Below are 23,764 nucleotides of genomic sequence, written 5' to 3' on the forward strand. Positions count from 1 at the left end.
CTCCGCTCGAGTCTGCATGAGCTACTGATGGCAGAGGGCACCCGGGTGATAGCGGACTCTGAGGGGCCTTGCAGCGATGATGGTTTCGAAGTCGCAGGGGTGGTCTTCTCTCAGCTCGGCGCCAGTGAACGTAAAGAAGTGGTTGAGCGTGCCGCTCACATTCGCGAGGTACTTACCGGGTTTCGTTCGGGCAGTGAAGAATTGGCTCTTCCGGACGAGCCGAGACCGCAGTACGGCACCGATGTGCCATTGTCGAAGCGCTACGCCAGCAAGGCGCATGAGCTTGGTGTTGGGAAGCGTACGGTCCAGCGTTGGGTTCAGCAGTTCCAAGAATGCGGTGAAGCAGGGCTTGTTTCGACGCGAGACAAGACGTCCGCGGGCCTGGGCGCCAATGTGGATCCGCGGTGGACTGACATCGCGGTTGAAGTGATGGTCGAGCATGCAGACCAGTCGCGGCCGTCGCAAACGATGGTCATCAAGCGGACCAACGCCAGAGCCATCGCCCGATTCGGTGAGGGTATTGTCGAAATACCGTCGCGCGCTACGGCATTTCGCGTGCTTGCCGACTTGGAGAAACGACATCCGACGTTCCGGCTGAGCACCAAACGCAACCGCGACATCGCTGACCGCCCAGATGGGGTGTACGGAAAGCTCCGCCCGACCAGACCCGGCGAGTACATGCTAATGGACACCACGCGCCTGGATGTCTTCGCGATGGATCCGATCACCTTGCGGTGGGTGCAGGTAGAACTGACCGTCGGAATGGACTGGTATACCCGCTGTATCACCGGGATTCGGCTGACTCCGGTGTCGACGAAATCGGTGGACGCCGCTGCGGTCCTATACCAGACCTATCGACCACGACCGGCTGGCAAGGACTGGCCTCCGCATGCCGTATGGCCCGAGCATGGTGTGCCGAGATCAGTTTTGATTGATGTGGAGGCGGTTGACGGACCGTTCCTCGGCGCAGCGGGCCCAGCGATCGTGCCGGAGACCATCGTGATCGATCACGGCAAGATCTACGTCTGCGTGCACATGACGAGTGTCTGTCAGCGACTGGGGATTTCGATCCAGCCGGCGCGTTTACGGACCGGCCGAGACAAAGGACCGGTGGAGAGATTCTTCCGCACGATTCGCGAAGACCTGCTGCAAATCCTGCCGGGATACAAGGGGCCAGATATTCATTCGCGCGGCCTCGACCCGGAATCTGAAGCGTTCTTCTACCTCGACGAGTTGGAAGCGATCATCCGAGACTGGGTGGCCATCGAGTATCACCACCGGCCGCACGACAGCCTGATCGATCCGCGGGTGCCGGGGTTGCGCATGTCACCGGCACAGATGTTTGAGCACGGCCTGGCCCGTGCCGGATACATCGAAGCGCCCCGGGATCGCGACCTGGCATACGAATTTCTCAAGACCGAATGGCGCACGATTCAGCATTATGGAGTCGAGTTGGACAAGCGCATCTACAATGGGCCAGCGCTGAACCCTTACCGCAACATGACCAGCCACTACACGGGAAAAGCCAAGGGCCGCTGGCCGATTCACTACGACCCCGACGACATCACACGCGCCTACTTCCGGGATCCGCAGACCCGCACGTGGCATGCGTTGGTGTGGGAGCATGCCCCATCAATCGACATGCCATTCAGTGAAGACGCCTTAGATTTCGCCCGCAAACTCGCCGCCGACAAATACACCTACCCCAACGACAAACTCGCTGTCGCTGACCTCTTTGAACGCTGGAACCTGGGGCTGGGAACCACGCTGGCCGAACGTCGAATGGCACTGCGCCTCTCCCGCGCGGCTCGGCTGATCGACGAACCTCCGCCTGGCGGCGGCGTCGCCGCGTTGCCCGCCGTCGCACAGGTTTTGGCGATCAGTGCGCCTGCGGCCGCGCCATGCACGGATGAGGTCAATCAGGACGCCGATCCCGAACTGGGCGATGACGACACCGACGACGACTTCGACGTCCCCGATGACAATTTCTACGCCGAGGCACTGGAGGACGCATGACCACGAAGACAGCGGCACGCCGTGACGCTGACGCCGCCCTGGACAATCTCACGGTCGCGCGTAAGGAGGGATGGCAACGATTCGTCAACACCGCCGCGAGGATCACGCCAGAAGCGTTGACCCGGAGCCAACTTGAACGACTCGGCGAGGCGGCATTCGAGGACTACAACCGGCAGCGCCGCGAGTGGCACGCCAACCTCGGCCCCATCAAGACTCCCCAATTGGCCGGACTGCAGGAAGACTTGTGGGACATCGTCGATAGCAACGTCCAAGACGGCGACAAAGCCAAAGGAGCAGTGGCCCTCGATGGCCCGGCAGGTCTCGGGAAGACCACTTTGGTGCTCGATTTCGCCAAGAAGTTCCATCGTCGCGAAATCGCGGAACACGGACTGCAAACCGAGGAAGGCCACGAACGGTGGCCGGTCTGCCGGGTCGGGCTGACCGGTAACACCGGCATGGTCGACTTCAACCGGGCGCTACTAGCGTTTTTCGCCCATCCGGGAAACGGTAAGGGCAAGGCCGCCGAGTTCGCTCATCGAGCCCTCGACTGTGTCCTCAGTTGCCAGACCAAGTTGTTGATCGTGGACGACCTGCACTTTCTGCAGTGGCGCAACACTGCGGGCGTGGCTATCAGTAACCACTTCAAGTACATCGCCAACGAATTTCCCGTCACGATGATCTTCATCGGCGTAGGATTGTCCGCGCGCGGTATTTTCTCCGAGGGTGCCTCGTACGAGGACGCCGTGATTGCTCAAACAGGACGCCGCACCACCAAACTCGACATCCGGGCCTTCGACATCGAAAGCGACGAGGGACGGCGCGAATGGCGCCAACTGCTTCTCGCGCTGGAGCAGCGGATCGTCCTCGCCGACAAGTACCCGGGGATGCTCGCCGACCAGCTGTCGGACTACCTCTTTGCCCGCAGCACCGGGCACATCGGATCGCTGATGACGTTGATCAACCGCGGCTGCCAACGCGCCGTCCGCACCGGTACCGAAGCCCTGACAGTCGAATTGCTGAACCGGATCAAGATCGATGAAGCCTCCGAACAGGCCCGCCCCGAGAAAGAGCTGGCGTTCGAGTCGGGCCGACTGACCACCAGCATCCGCAAAGCCGGCTAACCACACGTGCGCGCCCTCCCGATCCGCGTCCCGCCGATCTACGGCGAATCCCTCGAATCATGGTTGGAAGCATGGGCATACCGAAACCACACCTGTTTCGGCGACCTGCTGCGCGCCGTTGGCCTGCGCAACCCAGGCGCGCAGCAGCGCAGCAGCACCTGGAACATTCAGCTGGCCCCCCGCGACGCCGCGGCGGTCAGTACGGCGACCGGTATCGACCGATCGATGCTGGCAGCCATGACCCTCGACCACTACGCCGACCGGGCACTACGGATCAACACCGATACCGGCGCGATCAGCCGGGCATTTCCGTGGAGCCGCGCACAAGGATCACGCTTCTGCCCCGAATGTCTCGCCGACAGCGGAGGACGCTGGCAGCTGTCCTGGCGTCTCGGCTGGACATTCGCCTGCACCACCCACCACTGTCTGCTCGCCGATGCGTGCCCGCACTGCGGCGCGGTCCCGCGCCGGCGCCCCCACGTCGACGAACTCACTCCGCAACCCGGGTGTTGCGCTCATCCTGCGGTGAACAGCACCGGCCGTGGGTCTGCCCGATGTGGCGGGGCACTGGCCACCGCGACCGTCACGATGTTCGGACCCGATCACCCCGTCCTGCATGCCCAGCGGGCCATCAATACCATTATCGACTCCGCGCCAACGTCTTTCGGCATCTACCGCAACAGGCCGGTATCAAGGATCGCCGTACTGGCCGATATCCGGGCCATCGCCGGCCGCGCACTGGCGTACGCCACTTCAGCCGATCTCCAGAGGGCAATACCTGACGATCTGATTGCCGCACAACACGACATCCACGATCATGCGGCTCAACGGTCCGGGCCTGCACGTCCGGAAATCAAGCCCGGACTGGCGGCACCGGCACGGGCAGCCACCGCGGCACTCGGTGCGGTGTACGCGCTGCACGTGCTCGAACAGCCCGATACCGCCGCCGCGGGAAACGTATTGCGTCCGATCGTCACCTCGGCCAGAGACCGCGGTATTGCAGTGAGCGCCACCAACATTGGCTGGGGCAAAGGCATCTCACCGGTACTGGCCGGATCCCAACTCGCGGCGCTCGGGCCGCTCCTGAGCCCCACCGATCAGCTGCGCTACCGCATCGGCACACCCGTACCCTTCCGCCCGGCAGCAGGCGTGGACTGCGCCGCCGCGCTGGCCTCGCGGCTCCCGTCGATGCTGTGGCCGGGCTGGTCGCTACGGTTCGTCATTCCGACATGCCAGCACCGCCAGCTGCGCCATGCGCTATCGGTCGCCGTGCTCCTAGTCTCCGGCAGGCGCAATCTCCACAACGCCGCCGAACTGGTCCACAGCACCATCGACGCCCGCGCGGTCAGCCGAGTCTTGCAACAGCTCCGAAAACATCACAGCTGGACCGCTATTCGCGCAGGCATCATCGCCATGTACGACCACCTTAAAGACAGCCCGCCGCCGATCGACTACCAGCGCCGCCGCCGACTCGACTTCCGAAACCTGTTGCCCGACGCCACCTGGGAACAGGTTTGCTGTGATTCAGCAACACCGGGAGCACCGCCGCCACAGGCGGTTGCCGCCCGAGCATTCCTCTACGAACAACTCACCGGATCATCGGCGGCGACTATTTCTGACGAGCGCGCGAGAAGCACATCGCGCAATGACTCAGACGAGCTGGTGCAATATATGACTCCTGAATTAGCTTGTGCGCTCGATGAATACGCGCAAGCGTTTCTCGCCGACAAGGGCATCGCAGGCGAACCCGCTACCTGGCAACCGCCGATCGACCTGCTTGAAACCTTGCCCCTCCCCGGTATCGATCCCGGGACCATCGACCTCGCGGCACTACACGACGCCATGAGCATCCCCGGGACCACACCGAGGGCGGCCGCGCGCGTGCTCGGCACCACCACGGACATCGTGCGCTACTTGTTGGCCACGCGCCCGCCACTGCGAGCCGCCGCCCCGCCATCAACCTCGCGGGCCAGACACAACGACCGCTACGGACAAGCCAAAGCGGCCCTGCCGCGCGAGACATTCGTCGACCTTTACAACCACCAACGGATGCCGCTACGCGACATCGCCGCCAGCATCGGGGCCAGCCGCCAGATGGCGACGCGACTAGCCCACGACTACGACATCGCCGTGCGCGAACCGCACCGACCGACCCACACAATCGTCGAAAAGGATTGGCTGCATGAGCAATACATCATCAGGCGACGGGTCCTGCCGGACATTGCCAAGGAAGCCGGCATGAGCACCAGCACGATGGCGCGCTGGGCCACCCGTCACGGTATACCGCTGCGTGGACGCGGCGGACCGAGCCACCGAGCCGCTCTCGCAACCCAGAGTTCGTAGCAGTCGACCACCTGGCACGGGGGAAGTATTCGATGGTCGCGCCGCCGGCGTTGCGCACCCTCCCCATCCGCATCGCCCCTGCGCAGGGGGAGGCGCTCGATTCATGGTTGGAAGCCGCCGCTCACCGCATACAGGTGCCGTTCGGGGATCTGCTCGGTTCTATCGGCCTGCTCAACCGTACGGGCGCACGCCAAGGCTGGCCCGTGGACGTGCCCGCGGACACGCTGGCACGGATCGGACAGGTGATGTCGGTACCCGCGGACGTGTTGGCGGCCATGACGTTCGCCCGATACCGCGGCACCGTTCTGGACACGCCCGCACGGGCATGGCAGACCGGCATGTGGGGCCGGCGCCGCGGATCACGGTACTGCCCGGACTGTCTCGCCGACAGCGGCGGCCGCTGGCAGCTGCACTGGCGGCTCGGTTGGTTCTTCGCCTGCACCCGCCATCGCTGCCTGCTCGCCGACACCTGCCCGGACTGCGACCGAATCCAGCGCGGCCGCGTCCATCCGCACTTCTCGACACCACATCCCGGCCGGTGCGCCGGTGCCCGCCGCGGACCGGCTACGAGCGGACGTTTGCCTCGCTGCGGCGCACGACTGGCGCAGGCCCCGGTCACCCGACTTGCCCACGGCCACAGCCTCTTACGGCTACAACACATGATCGAGACGGTCATCGAGTCGTCGGCCGTGCCGTCGCCGCTGTACACCGACGTGCCCGATCCCGCCGGCAGTTACCTCTCCGATCTCAAAGCACTTGCCAACCGGGTGTTGTCCTGTGCGGTCGACAAGGATCTCGGCCCAGGGCTCCCATCCGACGTGATCGACACGTTCGAACTGGCCTGGGACACCACGGGTCGCTGCGTATCCCATGACATCGGACCCACCGACAGGCTCACTGCCGGCACATCCGCAGCACACGCCGCCGTCACGCTGTCGGCCGCACTTCGCATCCTTGACCACGACGACTTCCGCCAGGCCGGTGCAGCGATGCGATGGTTGATCGACGTCTCCCGCGACAACGGAGTGAAAGTGTCCGCGGTCACCGGCGCGAAATGGGGCGGGAAGCCCAGCCCAGCGGCCCAAGCGATCCAGTTAGCCGCACTCGGACCGGCCATGAAACCGACCGATCAGCTGCGCTACCGCGTCTTCGCCGCGCGACCACGCCTACCGGCAACGACAGGCAAGGGGATCGACGGGGCCGCCGCCCACCTGCCCTCCATGCTGTGGCCCGCGTTCACGCTGCCGTTCGCCTCGGACAACGCCGGCCAACTATCCCTGCGGCCCGCGCTGGCGGCGGCGGTGCTGCTGGTCGGCGCGCGCCTGTCGTCGGAAGGCGCCGCGATGTGGCTCGGATCGCTGACGACCTACACCGACGTCTCCCGAATAGTGAGTCTGCTGCAGGAGATTGGAATGTGGACGGCAGCCGGCACCGTGCTGACACGAATATCGGACTACATCGCAGACAACGGGGCACCGATCGACTACGACAGGCGACGACGCCTCGACTACAGCGACCTGCTGCCGGAGGCGACTTGGCACCACCTGTGTGTGCAGACCGATGAAGACCCCGGACAGGGGCCTAAGCACACGCTGGTGCGCCACGCAATGTTCGAAGAGCTCAGCGGACTCCCCTGCAGCAAGGCACCTTTCGCGGGCGAAAAACCCGCTGGGCGGCTGCAGATCGACCGGTTTCCCGCCGATCTCCACCCGCAACTGACCGCGCGTCTGGAAGAGCACGCCCACATGTTTCTCGCCGATCGTGGCGTTAACGGTGAGCCGCTGACATGGCAACCGCCATTGTCGTTGCTCGATGATCTGCAATTACCGAACGGCCGGATCGACCGCTCCACCGCCGCAGCACTGCGCTGGGCGCTGTACAACCCGCCAGAGCAGTCGGGCACGCCGAACGGCGGCTTCGGAACCACGCTGCACGCCATCTATGTGGCCGCCCGTGCCCGACACCCCGATCATCGGTGGGGACCATCCGATCAGGCCGGCACCACAATCCGTGGGCGCCGCAGTGCAGAACCTACCCACCACGACATCGCCAAAGCCGCCCTCACCCCCGAGGAACTCTACGACCTACACATCAACCAAAACCTGGGCCTCCAACACATAGCCGACAGCGTCGGGGTCGGCATCCACGCCATCTATCGATTAGCACACGAATACGCTGTGCCGCTGGGCACCGCCCGCCGGGCCCGGCAATCCGAGGACGACGCGCGCTGGCTCCATGAGCAGTACGTAGCCGGGAAAAGATCGATATCAGACATCGCTCGCGACCACGGCATCAAGAAACACACCCTGACCAAGGTCGCGGAACGGCACAGCATCCCGATGCGTGGCCGCGGAGCCCTCAGCCACCAAAAACACCTCGACGCACTCCGGGCCGCGCAGAGCGCACCCGAAGTTCTCCGTCCAGTCCTGGAAAGTTTCGGCGGCGCCGCCCGTCTACGACGCTTCGCCTTCGTTGCCAGCTACCCAACGATCACCGCCGCCGCCGAAGCCCTCGGCAGGAGCCCCAGTGCAATCACGAGCCAGATGCACCGACTCGACCGACAGCTGGGCGGCCGGCTACTAACCCGCGGCCAATATAACAAACCAATGACATTGACAGACTTAGGTTTACGGGTACTAGCCTCGATTTTTCGTGGTGATTGTTGTGGGCTCGGTCTGATGCCGAGTTGTGCTGTTGGGTAGTGGTTTTCGTGTGGTGGCGTGGTTGATCTGTCCCGTGTCGCCGGGTGGGCGGGCTTTCCCAGGGCCAGTAGGTCTTTCGTCGTCGGCGGGTCAGGTAGGCCGGCGGGTCAGCCGAAGGCGGTGCGGATGCGGTGCCAGGCGGCCGCGATCGCTGTGGCCCATCGCCAGGTGACGTCGATGCGTAGCTGGGTTTGGCGGGCGCTGCGGGTGATGCGGGCGGCCACGTGCAGGACCCGGTAGCGGAACGTCTGAACTTCGCAGCGGCCCAATTGAGGGTGGTCGGTGAATCCGATGAGCCGGGTCCAGGTGACCAGGTCGGTTGCGGCCAGGACGATTTCGAGCCAGGCGGCGTTGGCCCAAAAGGACTGGCAGGGCAGGTTGCGCAGGCCGGTGGCTTTGAGTTCGCGGATCCGGTCCTCGATGCGGGCGTGCTGGCGGTGCCGCAACTCCAGCCCGGCGACCTGCCCGGCGATGACACCAGCTCCGGTGTCGGTGATGAACGCGGTGACCCGCATGCCGTCGGCGTCGGTGAACCGCAGCTGGGCGCCGGGGTGGGGGCGTTCTTTGCGCAGGATGAGGCGGGTGCCGGTCGGCCAGGACGCGAGGTTGACCAGGTCGGTGGCCTCAGCGACCCAGGCGCCGTCGCGGATACCACCGTCGGTGTCGATCGCCGGATACCAGCAATCACCCAGGGTGAGGGTGTCGACTGCGTCTTGCACCCGCACATCGACCGGGTAGCCGAAGGAGAACCCCACCCCCGCGGCGCGGCACGCATCGGCGAATCTGTGGGTGGCTCCGGCGGTATCGGAGCGCACCAACACCTTCGGTGCCTGCCGATGATCGGGATGGTCGGGGTCGGGCCGCCACCGCGGCGGCAGGGACGCCAAGGCCTGGTGCAGGACGATGACGTGGTCGGAGGCGGTGTTGGAGCCGGCGTTACCGGCTCGCAGCAGCCCGGCCAGGGCTTCCCCGCCGGCAATCTCCGGGCGGTCCAGAAACGCCAGCAACGGATGCAGCCCGAACGTCTTCTTCCAGGTCGGGGCAGCCCCGGCTTTGTTGTCGGAATGGTCGATGACCAGGGTGGCGTCGATGTCGATATGCAGCCAGCCCTCGGTGGTGGGGGCGGCGCCAGCAGCCCAGGCCGCCGCCCGCGCCGCGGCCCGGGCAGCACGCACCCCAGGTAGGTGGGCGGCGTCGATCCGCTGATCGATCAGCCGCCACATCGTGGTCGTCGAGGCTTTCGCCCCGAGCACGTGTTCACGGTCACCGCACAGTTGACCGACTGCGTCGATGCAGTCCGCGCCGTCGGCGACTGCAGCCGCCAGATCAGCGAACACCTCTCCGGGCGCGTACACCCACGGGCCGCGGTAGGTGTCGGCCAACGCGGCGGTGACCTGCGCCGATAGGCCGGTCCGGTCGGCGAGCTCGCGCAGCATGCCCATCCCGGCATGCGACACGACCCCGTGACCGTCAGCTGACACTTTCACCCGTCGTGTAACCGCGATATTCTTCACCCGCGAAGTGCCTTCCCGCTGGAACGATTGAAACCTTAGACAAGTCCAATTATTCCTTGCAGGACAGGCACTTTCGCTTATCTACACCCCGAAACTCACAACTTTTCGTGAAAAATCCGGGCTAGAAGGTCTAAGGGATTTCGAAGGCAGTGCCGTTTCGCCGGATTGAGATTCCCGCGAAACCCGGTATCGGCCCATTGAGCGTGGCACGGTGGGTGATAAATCGCAGCATCCCGTCAGGTCGCGCGGAGGCATATCGTCCGCAACCGCCGGCGCCGGTCCGCGCGCGTTCTCGTAGCGCACACCTGGACGGGCCAGTCCAGCATCACATCAGCCACGAATGGCTCTACGCGCAATACATCCTCGAGAACCGGACGCCGGACGACCTCGCCGCGGAACTTGGTGCCCGCCCATCGAGCGTCGCGCGGTGGGCGAAAAGCTACGGCATCCCCATCAGATCACGCGGTGGGCCAAGCCGTAAGTCGGCACTCGCGACGAAAGGCGCCTGATGGCCTCGCGCGGTTGCGGGTAACGATGGGAGCTACGGCGTAGCGTCGCCACCAGGCGGCTCGAACACGCGTGGATAGGCTGGCCAAATGAACGACGAGGCCGCGCACTACGAGCCCTACGACCTCGCGGAACTGCTACGTGACAGCGACTTGTCCGCCGAGGATCGTCGGGTCGTGTTCGACGTTATCGTCAGTGGCGTGATCGAAGGCGACATCCCCAGCCGTGAATCCGTGCTGCGGCTTATCGAGTTGGCCGCCGGACGAATCACCGGCGCTCATTACAGGCAACAAGTCATGGGTGGTCGAGCTAAGTGATGCACGTTGGCGTCGTCGGCCCGAGATGATATGCGGTTTAGATAGACCGCAAGCGTCGACGGCCTAGTGAAGCCACCGCGCAGCGGTCTGACGCGCTAACTTCTCAACCGCTTTGACCCGCCCCGCCTTTAACGCCTCGTACGGACGTCGTCCACGCAGGTCCTCACTCGGCGTGGACAACCACAGCGCGACCTGCCATCGATCTTCGGTGCCTTCGACCATGATCTGCAACACCGTTCCTAAACCGGGAATGAGCTGCCCGTCGTCGTGGAACTGGAAGGCTGGAAAAACCTGCATGCCCTCGGATGTTCGGCACGCCAACAGCTCGTTACGTGCGACGTACTGCTCGATTGCCTTTTCTGAAAGGTTCAGGCGCCGGGCGACCCCGCTAATGTCGTGGACCGGGCCGATCACGGCAGGATACGGATCGTCGGCCCCGCTGGACACGAATTCATCTATGGCGTAACGCAATTCGTGGCCACCAACGGTGACGACCAACTCCGCCTCGGGGCCCGCGGCGCGGATATAGCGAGCAAGTGTCGACAGCAGAAGATCGTGCTGGCGTTCCAGTTTGGACACTGCCGATTGTCTCTTGCCGAGCCGGGTAGCCATATCTTCCTGGGTGAGCTGCGCGGCCTTCCGGATGCTCGCCAGGCGCCCGGCGTACGCCCGGTCCATCTCGCGCATAGCATTGCGAATCTCCGTGATGCGCTCAGCGTAGGCAGGATCAGCGACCCTGCGTAGCAGGCGCTGGCCACCCTTGTCCTCAATCTCCATGGACAGTCACTCCTGCCTGAATTGCCACGTCTGCGCGCGATGCCGCACCGAGGCAATGACCGTCTCTGGGAACTCGCTCGTGAAACCAGCGACGACACGGAAATATTACTTCAAACGACTAGTCCGCAAAAGCGTTATTACACACGGGGCGCCTGCGACGACCCCGACGAAGTCGTGTGATTGTCGCGGCGCTCGAAGATCGCCTTGAGAACCGGCACGTCACGTTCATCCCAGGTGCTTGACATCACTCAGCCACGTGCGTCGCGGACGATCTTGCGAACTTCGGACTCATTCGGGGTGATTCCCATGCTGGACATTTGGTCGAGGACGCTCTGAACGGCGGTTTCTTCGTCGCCATCGAGGGGCACCTGCAAGCCGGCAGCGAACTTTTCCTCTAGCTCTTGCTGGAGCTGCTGCATGCCGGCTTCGTTGATTTCGAAGTTGAAATCCACCACAAGAGCGTCCTTGTCGTTTGATTGTGAGAATCCTGTAGGCCAAATGCTAGACGGCGGTAGACGATCGTGAGCTCAGTCTTCGTGGGAGTTCGGAGTAACCCGGGCTGGTTGTCACGTGTCAATAGGAACCATTCGCGTATTGATGTGAACTACATACACGGGTTGACATCGGGTTGATGGCATGCGACAGTTTTACTATGCCAATCAAGGACACGGGCCGCCGCTCCCTGCAGAACGGTGCAGTTGGCCAGCGCCGCATGGTGCTGGTGGATATCGAAAACGTCGTTGGCGGGTCCGCCGAGGTAGGCGAACACATTGGATGGGCAAAGGCGACCGTGGGGCGCCTAGTTTCGGCACGCCCCGGCGACCATGTCGTGGTTGGCTGCGGTCCTTCCGGGCTCCTTGAGCTGGGCTGCACGTGGACCCACGTGCGATACGTCGTACGTTCGGGACCCGACGGCGCAGACTTGGCCCTCCTCGAGGTACTCGAGGAGAACATCGCCCGGAGATTCACGGAGCTCGTCCTTGTGTCCGGCGACGGAATCTTCGCCGATGCCATAGGCGGCTTAGCCGCACGAGGCATTCGCACCACGGTCGTTGCCCACCGAGACGGTCTATCGCGGGTGTTGGAGCTCGCCGCCCACACGGTGAATTTCCTACCGGATCGTCCAACACCGCGTCCCGGCTCAGCTGTGACACACAAGGAAGTCGCCTGATGAACGATTCGCCCAACGCGCTGCTCACGCCTAGCCAGATCGCCGACTTGGCTGGCGTGTCACGAAGTGCAGTCACCAATTGGCGGAAGCGACCAAGCAGTATCCCGTTCCCGGAGCCGGTTCCAGGCTCCGACGCCAAGCCGCTTTACGACCGGTCACAAGTCATTGCGTGGCTGGCGGCCACGAAGCCGGAAATTCAGATTCGGCAAGACCACGGACAAGCTGCACTCACCCATGCGTTGAACGCCATGCGAGTCAGTGTTCCCGCTTCCGAGGCGACCGAACTCGCTCTCGCATTGTGCTGCGCACGCAAGTTGTCCGCCGAGGGTGATGATTCGAATTGGCAGCGGATTCGAGCTTCTGACCCGCTCCAAATCGTGGAAGCATTCCGCGAGGTAGCTGATCAAGCAAGTGCTCAGGATGTGCGCTGGCGTGACATATCTGCCGTGGCCGACAAAATTGGCCACTGGGCACGCGCCAGGAGCGCGATTGATGCGATCAGCGCAGTCGTGAGGGTCGTCGACGCTATCGATCCCGAGTATCTGGCCGAAGCAGCCGACGAAGTACTCAGGCGCAGCGCCGCCGAACGTGGTCGCGCGGCCGGCTATGGGCTTGGAGAACACGGGCTCGTGGGGTCGCGAATCTCCGAACTCTTGTCGAACCTCGCGTCGCCCGCCAAGGGTCTCGTCTATGACCCCGCGTGCGGCATCGGCGAGGCACTCATCCAGACCTGGACAAAGAGCGCCGGCAAAGTGCAGACCGTCGGTCATGAAATCAATGAGCAGGCTTTGAGCATTGCCCGGATGCGTAGTTCACTCCACGGAATCGATACGAAGTACGCGCTTCAAGACGTGCTGGACGGCGACCCGGACCCAGGCCTTCGCGCTGATGTTGTTATCGCCGAACCGCCCTTCGGGTTGGACTGGTCGCGGTCGCAAAACATTGCCGATCCGCGTTGGGCCTTCGGCGTACCGCCGACGAACAACTCCGAATTGGCATGGATCCAACATGCAATTGCCCATCTGAAGCCGGGTGGATGCGCCTATGTCGTAACGTCGGTCAGCTCGCTGTTTGCGCGGCACCGCAGCGCCGCGATTCGGGCTGAGCTGTTGCGGTCGGGGTGGATAGAAGCGGTAGTTCTATTGCCACCAAAAATGCTGCCTCACACCGGCATTCAACTGGCATTGTGGGTGTTGCGCCAGGCGGATCACCCGTCCGGCACAGTTCCTGTTTTGTTGGTTGATGGGTCAGACGCAGTGACTCCAGAAACCCGCGTAGCGTCTTGGTTAACTCTCGGCGAGGGTTGCCCCGTCGATGACGCGCCGCCCTATGCGCCAGTACAGACGATGGACCTACTCGCCGACGACGCTCAGCTCGATCCCCGTCGCTGGGTGCAAACGCCCGGTTCAGACCCGGAAGATGTAGCGGCCCGTTTCAGGAATTCACACGAAGCATTGGGAGAGGCTCTCGCCGTATTGTTGGATCATGCGGTAGTGCCGGTAACTCATGGACCGAACGCGACACCACGCGTACTGACCGTGAAAGAACTCGTCCAGCTCGGCGTGGCATCGATCCAGAACGGGCGGGCAAAGCTCGACGATCTCGACAACGAAGATGGCACTCTGCTGGTGAAGCCCAGCGATGTGCGCGACGGATTACCGTTCCTGGCGGCGGCGGCCGTCGAGCGTATCGCCCCAATGGACGAACCTGACGACCGAACCCGTGCAGGTGACGTACTAGTTACGACTTTGAACACCGTGCGGGCTGCAGTCGACGAGCTAGGCGGACGAATCCTTGGGAATGGTGTGCATCGGCTCCGCGTCGATCAAAAGCAGTGCAGCCCAAGTTTCGTGGCGCACTGCCTCGGCGGCTCCTGGAACGAACGTTTCAACAAGGGCTCGACTATTCAGCGAGTTGACCTGCGTGACTTAGAGATTCCGATGCTCCCGCTTTGGGAGCAGGAGCAGCTTGCTAACGCAGTGCGTGAGGTCGAGCAGTTAGCTCGGCACGCCCAGGCGGTAGCCGAGGCGGCAACATCCGCCGCCGCGGCCATTCTTGACGCGGTGCGCTACGACGCTCCGATTGGCGGAGACAAGTGATCCGGCCCAACGCCCGAATTAGGGTGTCAGACTCGTGCGACCCGTACGTTGAGCACAGTTTCAGGAGGACAGTCCGTTGAGCAAGCTGGGCAACTTTGTGTGGGGCATCGCAGACCAGCTCCGCGGCGTGTACAAGCCGCACCAGTACGGCGGTGTGATCCTGCCGTTCACGATCCTGCGGCGCCTGGACTGCATCCTCGAACCAACCCGCGCCGACGTGCGGGTACTGGCTGAGAAGTACTCCGGCGGCGCCCTGGACGTGCAGGTGAAGCGTAAAACCGGCCTCGCGTTCTACAACACCAGCGCCTTCGACTTCAAGCTGCTGCTGGAGGATCCGGAGGGCCTGCGGGCGAATCTGATGGACTACATCACCGGGTTCTCCGCGAACATCGACGTGTTCGAGCGGTTCAAGTTCGAGAACGAGCTCGCCACCCTGGACGAGAAGAACCGGCTGTACCTGGTGGCGTCGCAGTTCGCCGAGGTCGACCTGCACCCCGACGTGGTGTCCAACGCCGAGATGGGTGACCTGTTCGAGCACCTGATCTACAAGTTCGCGGAGGCCTCCAACGAGGAGGCCGGCGAGCATTACACCCCGCGTGACGCGATCCGGCTGATGGTGGACCTGCTGTTCGCCGAGGACAACGTCGGACTCCTCGAACCCGGGACGGTGCGGACGATCTACGACCCCACGGCAGGGACCGGCGGCATGCTGTCCGTCGCGGAGGAACGACTGCTGGAACGGAACCCGGACGCACGGCTGCGGCTGTACGGGCAGGAGATCAACGACCAGTCGTATGCGATCTGCAAGTCCGACATGATCGCCAAGGGCCAGGACGCCGGGAACATCAAGCTTGGCGACACCTTGGCCGATGACCTGTTCTTCGACCGGACCTTCGACTTCTGCATGTCCAACCCGCCGTACGGCGTGGACTGGAAGGCCTCCCAGGAGTCGGTGAAGAAAGAGTCGCTCGCGCCGAATTCCCGGTTCTCGCATGGGCTTCCGGCGATCGGCGACGGCCAGATGCTGTTCCTGTCCCACCTAGCCAGCAAGATGCGGCCCGCGCATGACGGGGGCGGCCGCGCCGGCATCGTCCTCAACGGCTCGCCGCTGTTCAGCGGCGCCGCGGAGTCGGGTCCGTCGCAGATTCGGCAGTGGCTCCTCGAATCCGACCTGGTCGAGGCGATCGTCGCGCTGCCGACGAACATGTTCTTCAACACCGGCATCGCCACGTACATCTGGATCCTGGACAACACGAAGCGCCCAGAACGCCTCGGCAAGGTGCAGCTGATCGACGCCACCTCGTTCTGGACGAAGATGCGCAAGAGCCTGGGCGCGAAGAACCGGGAGGTCGACGCCGCGGCCCGGGACCGGATCCTGGCGCTGTACGACGCGTTCGACGAGGCCGACCCGGACTACTCGAAGGTGTTCATCGCCAACGATTTTGCGTACTGGACCGTTACCGTGGAGCGGCCGCTGCTGACCGAGACGGGGAAGGTGTCGAAGGACCGGAAGGGCAACCCGAAGCCGGATACGAAGAAGCGCGACACCGAGAACGTTCCTTTCACGTATGGCGGGAACACCGACGGCGACCTCGGCCGCGATGCGACGATCATGCAGTACTTCGAGGCCGAGGTCCTGCCGCACGTCCCCGACGCGTGGATCGAGGAGACGAAAACCAAGGTCGGCTACGAGATCCCGTTCACCCGGCACTTCTACAAGTACATCCCGCCCCGGCCCCTCGCCGAGATCGACGCCGACTTGGAGAAGCAGGTCGCGAAGATCATGAACCTGCTGCGGGAAGTCGAGGGATGAAGCGGTATGCCGCGTATGTGCCAACTTCAGAGCCATCGATGCCGTTGGTTCCGAAGCACTGGCAGGTGCTACGCGTTAAGAACGTGGGCAAGGCGCTAATTGGCCTTACGTACGATCCCGGCGATGTTGTCGATGACTCCGACGGAGCCACATTGGTTCTCCGTGCCGGAAATATCCACGAAGGGCGTCTTCATCTGAACGACAACGTTTACGTGGCGAAAGATGTACCGGACGACCTGCGTCTGCGATCCGGCGACATAGTGATATGTGCACGGAACGGAAGCGCGCGCCTCGTTGGAAAGAACGCAGTGGCAACCCCTGAGGTGGTGGGACAAACTTGGGGCGCCTTCATGGCCGTCCTGCGGTCCGAGCGCAACGACTACCTTCGCTGGGTCCTGAACTCGCAGATATTCGCCGCTCAGACGGGCTTGTTCTCGACTGCAACCATCAACCAGCTCACATCCGGAACACTCCTTAATCTGAGATTTGCTATGCCGCCCCTTGACGAGCAGTGCGCCATCGCCGACTTCCTAGACCGGGAGACGGACCGGATCGACACGCTCATTGAGGAGCAGCAGCAGCTCATCGACCTGCTGCGTGAGCGGCGTCAGTCGGTGATTACCCGCGGCGCGATTGAAGGTATCGACCAGGCGCCCCTCGTCGACAGCGGCAATGTCTACCTTGGCGCTGTCCCAGGACACTGGACAGTTGGGCGTTTTAGCCGCGACGTCGCTATTAACGGAGGTCAGGTCGATCCCCGTGAAGATCCGTGGACTGACATGGTTCTCGTCGCGCCGAACCACGTCAAGGGTGGTACGGGACAGATTGTGGAGCGACAAACCGCTCGCGAGCAGGGGGCGGACAGTGGAAAGTACGTCGCAACGGCGGGACAGGTGCTGTATTCCAAGATTCGCCCGGCACTCAATAAGGTGGCCGTCGCAGACGAGGACTGCTTGACGAGCGCGGATATGTATGCGATGTCTAGTCGTAAGGGCGACGAACACCGGTACCTGCTGTATTACATGCTTGCTCGTCCCTTCCATACGTTCGCGACTCTGATGTCCCAGCGGGTGAAGATGCCCAAGATCAACCGGGAGGAGCTCGGCGAAGCGCCGTGGCTTCGCCCGCCCCTCGACGAGCAGCGCCGCATAGTCGCTTACCTGGATGAACAATCCGCCAAGATCGACACCCTGATCGCTGAGACCGAGAGGTTCATCGAGCTATCCCGTGAGCGCCGCGCCGCTCTGATCACCGCCGCGGTTACCGGGCAGATCGACGTGCGAGCGGAGGTGGCCTGAAACATGGCCCAGCACAACGAGATCGAGTTCGAGAAAGAGATCGCCGAGTACCTCGGCGGCCACGGCTGGCTGTACTCGCCGAACGACACTGGCTACGACAAGGAACGGGCGCTGTTCCCCGAGGACATCCTCGGATGGCTCGCCGACACCCAGCCCGACCAGCTGGAGAAGGTAGTCAAGTCCGGCTCCAAGGACATCGACAAGCAGCAGGCGCAGCTGCTCGACCGGATCGTCAAGGTGCTCGACCTGCCGCTGGAGAACGGCGGAGGCACCCTGAACCTGCTCCGGAAGGGGTTCTCGCACCTCGCGGCGAAGTTCCAGATGTGCGTGTTCAAGCCGGAGTCCACGCTCAATGCCAAGCGCAACGCCGACTACGCCGCGGTGCGGCTGCGGGTGATGCGGCAGGTGCACTTCTCCACCGCCGACAACCGGTCCGTGGACCTGGTGTTCTTCGTCAACGGCCTCCCGGTGGCCACAGTGGAGCTCAAGACCGACTTAACCCAGACCGTGGCGGACGCGATCACCCAGTACCGGACCACGCGGTTACCGAAGGACCCCGCAACTGGGAAAATGCAGCCGCTGTTCGTCTCCGGTGCGCGGGCACTGGTGCATTTCGCGGTGTCCAACGACGAGGTGTGGATGACGACCCGCCTTGCCGGGGAGAAGACGCACTTCCTGCCGTTCAACCGCGGCACCGAGACCGGCGGAGCCGGAAACCCGCTGAACCCCAACGGATCACGGACGGCGTACCTGTGGGAGCGGGTGCTGCAGCGCGATGCGTGGCTGAACATCCTCGGCCGGCTGATGTACATCAAGCACGAGACCTCGACAGACCCGATCAGCGGCAAGACCAGCAAGTCGTCGACGCTGCGGTTCCCCCGCTTCCACCAGTGGGAGGCCGTCGCGAATCTCACCGCCGCGGTGACCGCCGAGGGTGTCGGGCACCGGTACCTGATCCAGCACTCGGCGGGGTCGGGGAAGACGGACTCGATCGCGTGGACCGCGCACCGGATGGCGCGGCTGCAGGTCGACAACGAGAAGGTCTTCGACTCGGTCATCGTGGTCACCGACCGCAACGTTCTCGACGCGCAGTTGCAGGACGCGATCACGCAGATCGACAATGACCAGGGCATCGTCGTGGCGATCGACCGGGACGCCGCGGCGAAGGCCGGCGGATCCAAGTCCGGGCTGCTGGCGAAGGCGCTCACGGACGGCAAGCTGGTCATCGTCGTCACCATCCAGACGTTCCCGTTCGCGATGGACGAGATCCGAAAGAACATGGGGCTCAAGGGCAAGAAGTTCGCGGTCATCGCCGACGAGGCCCACTCCTCGCAGTCCGGGCAGGTCGCCGGCAAGCTCAAGGCCGTCCTTACCGCTGAGGAGATCGACGAGATCGCAAACGGTGGCGACATCGACGTCGAGGCGATCCTCGCCGCGGAGGCCACCGAGCGGGCGGCGTCGGAGAACATCTCCTACTTCGCGTTCACCGCCACCCCGAAGGGCAAGACGCTGGAGTTGTTCGGCCGCGAGCCGGGTCGGGGTGAGAACCCGGTGCCGTTCCACGTCTACACGATGAAGCAGGCTATCGAAGAGGGCTACATCCTCGACGTCCTGACGGGCTACCACTCGTTCAAGCTGGCATTCCAGATCGGCCAGAACGCCAGCGGCGGTCACGAGGTCGACCAGAACGAAGCCACCAAGGCCGTGATGAAGTGGGTCAAGCTGAACCCGCAGACCATCGAGCAGAAGTCGGCCATCATCGTCGAGCACTTCCGGGAGAGGGTCGCGCCACTGCTGGACGGGCATGCAAAAGCGATGGTGGTCACCGACTCCCGCAAGGCCGCGGTCCGCTACAAGCTGGCGATCGACGACTACATCGCGAAGAAAGACTACGGCTACGGGACGCTGGTCGCGTTCTCCGGAGCGGTGCAGGACCCCGAGTCCGGATCGGAGGACTTCACCGAGGCGTCCATGAACCCGGGCGTGCACGACCTGCGGACGGCGTTCCGCGGCGACCAGTACAAGATCATGATCGTCGCCAACAAGTTCCAGACCGGGTTCGATCAGCCGCTGCTGTGCGCGATGTACGTCGACCGGATCCTCTCCGGTGTGACTGCGGTGCAGACCCTTTCGCGGCTCAACCGCACGTACCGCACCCCTTCCGGTATCTCGAAGAGCGCGGCAGAGACGCAGGTGGTGGACTTCGTCAACGAGCCCCAGGCGATCCGGGAGGCGTTCGAGCCGTACTTCACCGACGCGTTCCTCGAGACCGCGACCGATCCGAACCTGGTGCACGACCTCGCCGCGAAGCTCGACACCGCGGCGATCTACACCCAGGCCGAGATCGACCGATGCGCCGAGGCGTACGTGAAGGGCAAGGGCAACAGCGCACTCGTCGCGACCGTCGGGCCGGGGCAGAAGCGGTTCGCCGACCGGTACACCGCGGCGCTGATCCACAACGGTGGAGAGGGCGACAAGGCCGCACTCGCCGAGCTGGACATGTTCCGCAAGGACGTCGGCTCCTTCGTCCGGCTCTACGACTTCATGTCCCAGATCATCGACTACGGCGACCCAGAGCTGGCGAAGAAGCAGATCTACCTTCGGCACCTCGAACGGGTCATCCAGCCGGAGAACTACACCGCACCCATCGACCTGTCCGATGTTGTTTTGAAGCAGGTCAAGCAGATCGACCGGGGTCGGGTCGACATCGGACTTGGTACGCGGGTCGGGTTGTCCGGGGTGACCGCTGCCGGGTCGGGTGAGAAACGTGACCCGAAAATGGTTGCCTTCCAACAGGTACTTGACCGGCTCAACGATCTGTTCGGGTCCGAGGACTTCACTCAGTCGCAGAAAGTGTCGTTCCTGGAAGCGTTGCTGCGCACGCTCCTTGAAGACCATGCCCTTGTACAGCAGGCAAAGGTCAACTCCGCCAAGCAGTTTGTCGAGTCGCCTGACTTCGATGATGCGGTCACTGGCGCGGTTGCTGACAACCAAGGTGCGCACGAGAAGATGAGCGACTACTTCTTCACCAACGCTCCCGGGCGTACCCACTTAATCTCCGATATCGCCAAGTGGTTCTATCAGGTCGTCTCTTCAGAGGATGAGCAGACTGATGTGGCGGTCACCGGTGCTGGGCAGGTTGTCGGGGGCCCGAAGTAACTTCGGGTATGACGCGTTCGCCGCAAGATTGGCGGGCTCATGCGATGGATGAGGTGAGGGCCTAAACAGTGGCTGGCAAGGCACGGGTACATGAGCTGGCTAAAGAGCTCGGTATCACAAGCAGGGAGGTCTTGGCGCGGCTCGCCGCCAACGGCGCGTTCGTCAAGTCCGCATCCTCGACTGTCGAGGCACCTGTTGCTCGACGGTTGCGTGAAGCGTATGGGGTCCCACATCCGGGTCCGAGAGCAGCTGGCGCCAAGGATCAGCGACGAGCAGCAGGCACTATCCCCACCCCGCTGGATGTGGCCGGCGGCAAGGCCCAGCGACAACGAACAGTGGCCATTGCCGCCCAACCGAAAGTAGCCGGTGGCAAGCGCCCATCCTCGCTGCTTACCTCCGCCGATGCCGTCGACATATACAGGAGCCATCGACTCGCCACTGTTTCGGAGAACCCGAGCCATGCAGTCAATGAGCTATTTCAGGAATGCCAAGTCAGGTACGGGATTTCGAGGTCAGCACTGCGCCAGTTGGTTTCCAGCGATAAGTTGCGCAGGCTGGCCGACGGTGAACCGCGAGTTGTATCGGCCAAGGACGGTGCTGAGCGGAGTCCTCGGGTTGCCAAACCCGGCGTTGCAACGCAAGCGCGAAAGCCGAAGTCACATCCTGCCGGTGCTGAGCAGCGCGCAGTGGGCACCACCCCTACCCAGCCGAAACCCGGCAACGACAAGGGAAAGCGCCGATACGACCCGGTCACGCCGTCGGTGGCCATCGACATCTGCGAGCGCTACCAGCGTGCCTGCCAGTCGGAGAATCCGAGTCAGGCGAAGGACGCGTTGGCTCGGGAATGCGAGGCCAAATACGGCCTTACACAACGAGGTCTGCGAAGGATCATAGCCAGCCGTAAGCCACCTGTTCCGGCGAAGGAGTTGACTCCTCGGAACCGTCGCAACGCCAAATCAATTGTTCGAAATCAACGGAAGTCGGAGACACCACGGCGAGCAGCCGGCAAGCAACAGCTGACCACGCAGTACTGCGTGGGCTGCAAGACACGGACGTCGATGAAGGGCTTCAGCATTGCGAAGGGGCTGTGCGCGGAATGCCTACGCGGTCGCAGCCAGGTGCGTGCGAAGGCAGCAGCAAGCAACGGGCGCAGGAAGCCGCCACCGGCGCTCGGGCCGAAGTCGTGGAAGTGTCCGAACTGCTTGAAACGAATCGATGTCGACAGCGCGCGTGTCGAGCTGGTTCGTCACCTCAACGCACGGGGCGACCGATGCGCTGGTTCCGGGTATCGACTCCCGCAAAGAAGTACGGATGCGATGGATTACCGAGTGGCCGGGAGCTTCGAGGGCGGTCGCGGTTAGCAGCGCTGTGATTGTGGGACGTTGTCACACCAGTCTCCGACGGTCGGAATCAGCGACAGATAGGTTGGGGCAACACCTGAGCAATGATCAATACCTGTGGATGAGGCCCGAGGAGGTGGCCTGAAAGTGGGCGCACCTTCCCGAGGATGATCATCACGGAATCAGGTATTCGATCAAGACCGGCGTTGGCGCGCTGGTTGGGAAGGTACGCCCATGCTCACCGTAGTTCACGATGCCGAGGAGGCCAACGGCGGCGAGGCCGGCCGGTCGTTGTTGGACGAGATCGTCCGCGACGGAGCCCGGCAGATGTTGGCCGCTGCCCTGCAGGCCGAGGTCGCCGCGTACGTGGCCGCATTCGCTGATCAGCGTGACGAGAACGGTCACCGACTGGTGGTCCGCAACGGCTATCACCAGCCGCGTGAGGTGCTGACCGCGGCCGGTGCCGTGCAGGTGAAGGCGCCGCGGGTCAACGATCGCCGTGTCGACCCCGATTCTGGTGAGCGGCAGCGGTTTTCCTCGGCGATCCTGCCGGCCTGGGCACGCAAGTCCCCGCAGATGAGTGAGGTGCTGCCGCTGCTGTATCTGCACGGCCTATCGACCAGCGACTTCGGGCCCGCACTCGAGCAGTTCCTCGGCTCGGGTGCCGGGTTGTCGGCCACCACGATCACCCGTCTGACCGCGCAGTGGCAAGACGAAGCCCGTACGTTCGCTGCCCGGGACCTGTCCGGCAGCGACTACGTCTACCTGTGGGTCGACGGCATTCACCTCAAGGTCCGCCTGGACCAGGAGAAGCTGTGCCTGCTGGTGATGCTCGGCGTGCGCGCTGACGGCCGCAAAGAGCTCGTGGCGATCACCGACGGCTATCGGGAGTCATGCGAGTCGTGGGCGGATCTGCTGCGCGACTGCAAACGACGCGGCATGACCGCCCCAGTGCTGGCCGTCGGCGATGGCGCGCTCGGGTTCTGGAAGGCGGTGCGGGAGGTATTCCCGAAGACCCGAGAGCAGCGCTGCTGGTTCCACAAGCAGGCCAACGTCCTTTCCGCACTGCCGAAGTCAGCGCATCCGGCCGCGCTGGCGGCCATCAAGGACATCTACAACGCCGAAGACATCGACAAAGCTCAGGTCGCGGTCAAGGCCTTCGCGGTTGCCTTCGGCGCGAAGTACCCGAAAGTGGTCGCCAAGATCGTCGACGACCTCGATGTCCTGCTGGAGTTCTACAAGTACCCCGCCGAGCACTGGATCCATCTGCGTACCACGAATCCGATCGAATCCACCTTCGCCACAGTGCGTTTGAGAACGAAGGTCACCAAGGGTCCGGGATCGCGGGCCGCTGGATTGGCCATGGCCTACAAGCTGATCGACGCCGCCCAAGCCCGTTGGCGGGCCGTCAACGCCCCACATCTGGTCGCCCTCGTCCGCGCCGGAGCGGTCTTCCACAAAGGCAAACTGCTCGAACGGCCCACCGACATCACCCCACCGACACCACCGTCAGACGGCGATCAGCACACCGAAACGGAGGTCGCCTGAAACACCCCGATCCACAGGTATTGACAATTGCTCGGCAAC

Annotated in this window: 14 protein-coding genes and 3 pseudogenes; 14 read left to right on the forward strand and 3 right to left on the reverse strand. The window is 63.5% G+C overall.

Annotated features, from left to right (window positions below; translation table 11 throughout):
* Positions 1-27: 27 nt before the first annotated feature.
* The 6 genes and pseudogenes from G6N46_RS18335 to G6N46_RS18350 all read left to right on the forward strand — a co-directional run bounded on the left by G6N46_RS18335 (position 28) and on the right by G6N46_RS18350 (position 8,182).
* Positions 28-2,016 carry a TnsB C-terminal domain-containing protein gene (locus G6N46_RS18335; RefSeq protein ID WP_407665195.1) on the forward strand — a complete coding sequence of 663 codons (1,989 nt, stop codon included), beginning with the start codon at positions 28-30 and terminating at the stop codon, positions 2,014-2,016.
* Positions 2,013-3,137, forward strand: coding sequence for an AAA family ATPase (locus G6N46_RS18340; protein WP_138251298.1), 1,125 nt, complete (start codon positions 2,013-2,015; stop codon positions 3,135-3,137). The genes G6N46_RS18335 and G6N46_RS18340 overlap by 4 nt, the downstream gene beginning before the upstream one ends.
* 6 nt (positions 3,138-3,143) lie before the next feature.
* Positions 3,144-3,557: pseudogene (locus G6N46_RS29080) on the forward strand (TniQ family protein); the annotation flags it as partial.
* 168 nt (positions 3,558-3,725) lie between these two features.
* The gene (locus G6N46_RS18345; protein ID WP_234880830.1) at positions 3,726-5,480 is read left to right on the forward strand and encodes a hypothetical protein; all 1,755 of its coding nucleotides are present in this window, start codon (positions 3,726-3,728) and stop codon (positions 5,478-5,480) included.
* A gap of 32 nt (positions 5,481-5,512) precedes the next feature.
* A pseudogene (locus tag G6N46_RS29085) lies at positions 5,513-5,929 on the forward strand (TniQ family protein); the annotation flags it as partial.
* Positions 5,930-6,193: 264 nt separating this feature from the next.
* The gene (locus G6N46_RS18350; protein WP_235688650.1) at positions 6,194-8,182 is read left to right on the forward strand and encodes a helix-turn-helix domain-containing protein; all 1,989 of its coding nucleotides are present in this window, start codon (positions 6,194-6,196) and stop codon (positions 8,180-8,182) included.
* A 107-nt stretch (positions 8,183-8,289) separates the two neighbouring features.
* Here the strand turns inward: G6N46_RS18350 and G6N46_RS18355 are convergent, their stop codons facing one another.
* A complete protein-coding gene (locus G6N46_RS18355; protein WP_061003426.1) occupies positions 8,290-9,696 on the reverse strand; it encodes an IS1380 family transposase in 1,407 nt (468 codons plus the stop codon).
* A 596-nt stretch (positions 9,697-10,292) separates the two neighbouring features.
* On the opposite strand from G6N46_RS18355, the gene G6N46_RS18360 reads away from it, so the two are divergent.
* Positions 10,293-10,520, forward strand: coding sequence for a hypothetical protein (locus G6N46_RS18360; protein WP_138251295.1), 228 nt, complete (start codon positions 10,293-10,295; stop codon positions 10,518-10,520).
* Between the two features lie 63 nt (positions 10,521-10,583).
* Here the strand turns inward: G6N46_RS18360 and G6N46_RS18365 are convergent, their stop codons facing one another.
* Both G6N46_RS18365 and G6N46_RS18370 read right to left on the reverse strand, forming a co-directional pair.
* The gene (locus tag G6N46_RS18365) at positions 10,584-11,297 is read right to left on the reverse strand and encodes a type II toxin-antitoxin system RelB family anti-toxin (RefSeq protein WP_138251294.1); all 714 of its coding nucleotides are present in this window, start codon (positions 11,295-11,297) and stop codon (positions 10,584-10,586) included.
* 248 nt (positions 11,298-11,545) lie between these two features.
* Positions 11,546-11,752, reverse strand: coding sequence for a hypothetical protein (locus G6N46_RS18370; RefSeq protein ID WP_138251293.1), 207 nt, complete (start codon positions 11,750-11,752; stop codon positions 11,546-11,548).
* Positions 11,753-11,949: 197 nt separating this feature from the next.
* Between G6N46_RS18370 and G6N46_RS18375 the strand changes: the two genes are divergently transcribed.
* The 7 genes and pseudogenes from G6N46_RS18375 (at position 11,950) to G6N46_RS18405 (ending at position 23,725) form a co-directional block, all read left to right on the forward strand.
* Entirely contained in the window at positions 11,950-12,468 is a 519-nt protein-coding gene (locus tag G6N46_RS18375; RefSeq protein WP_163692864.1) for a PIN domain-containing protein, read from the forward strand.
* A complete protein-coding gene (locus tag G6N46_RS18380) occupies positions 12,468-14,567 on the forward strand; it encodes an N-6 DNA methylase (protein WP_138251291.1) in 2,100 nt (699 codons plus the stop codon). Before G6N46_RS18375 ends, G6N46_RS18380 begins: the two co-directional genes overlap by 1 nt.
* Before the next feature lie 76 nt (positions 14,568-14,643).
* Positions 14,644-16,380, forward strand: a complete 1,737-nt coding sequence (locus G6N46_RS18385) for a type I restriction-modification system subunit M (protein WP_138251290.1) — start codon at positions 14,644-14,646, stop codon at positions 16,378-16,380.
* Complete coding sequence (locus G6N46_RS18390; protein WP_138251289.1) at positions 16,377-17,678, forward strand: restriction endonuclease subunit S; 1,302 nt, start codon at positions 16,377-16,379, stop codon at positions 17,676-17,678. The genes G6N46_RS18385 and G6N46_RS18390 overlap by 4 nt, the downstream gene beginning before the upstream one ends.
* Positions 17,679-17,681: 3 nt before the next feature.
* Positions 17,682-20,837 carry a type I restriction endonuclease subunit R gene (locus tag G6N46_RS18395; RefSeq protein ID WP_138251288.1) on the forward strand — a complete coding sequence of 1,052 codons (3,156 nt, stop codon included), beginning with the start codon at positions 17,682-17,684 and terminating at the stop codon, positions 20,835-20,837.
* A 68-nt stretch (positions 20,838-20,905) separates the two neighbouring features.
* Positions 20,906-21,062: pseudogene (locus tag G6N46_RS18400) on the forward strand (translation initiation factor IF-2 N-terminal domain-containing protein); the annotation flags it as partial.
* Between the two features lie 1,349 nt (positions 21,063-22,411).
* Positions 22,412-23,725: an IS256 family transposase gene (locus tag G6N46_RS18405; RefSeq protein ID WP_163692866.1), complete on the forward strand. Its 1,314-nt coding sequence runs from the start codon at positions 22,412-22,414 to the stop codon at positions 23,723-23,725.
* The last annotated feature ends 39 nt before the right edge of the window (positions 23,726-23,764 follow it).

Origin of the sequence: Mycolicibacterium phocaicum (genome assembly GCF_010731115.1) — a bacterium.
Taxonomy (GTDB): Bacteria; Actinomycetota; Actinomycetes; order Mycobacteriales; family Mycobacteriaceae; genus Mycobacterium; species Mycobacterium phocaicum.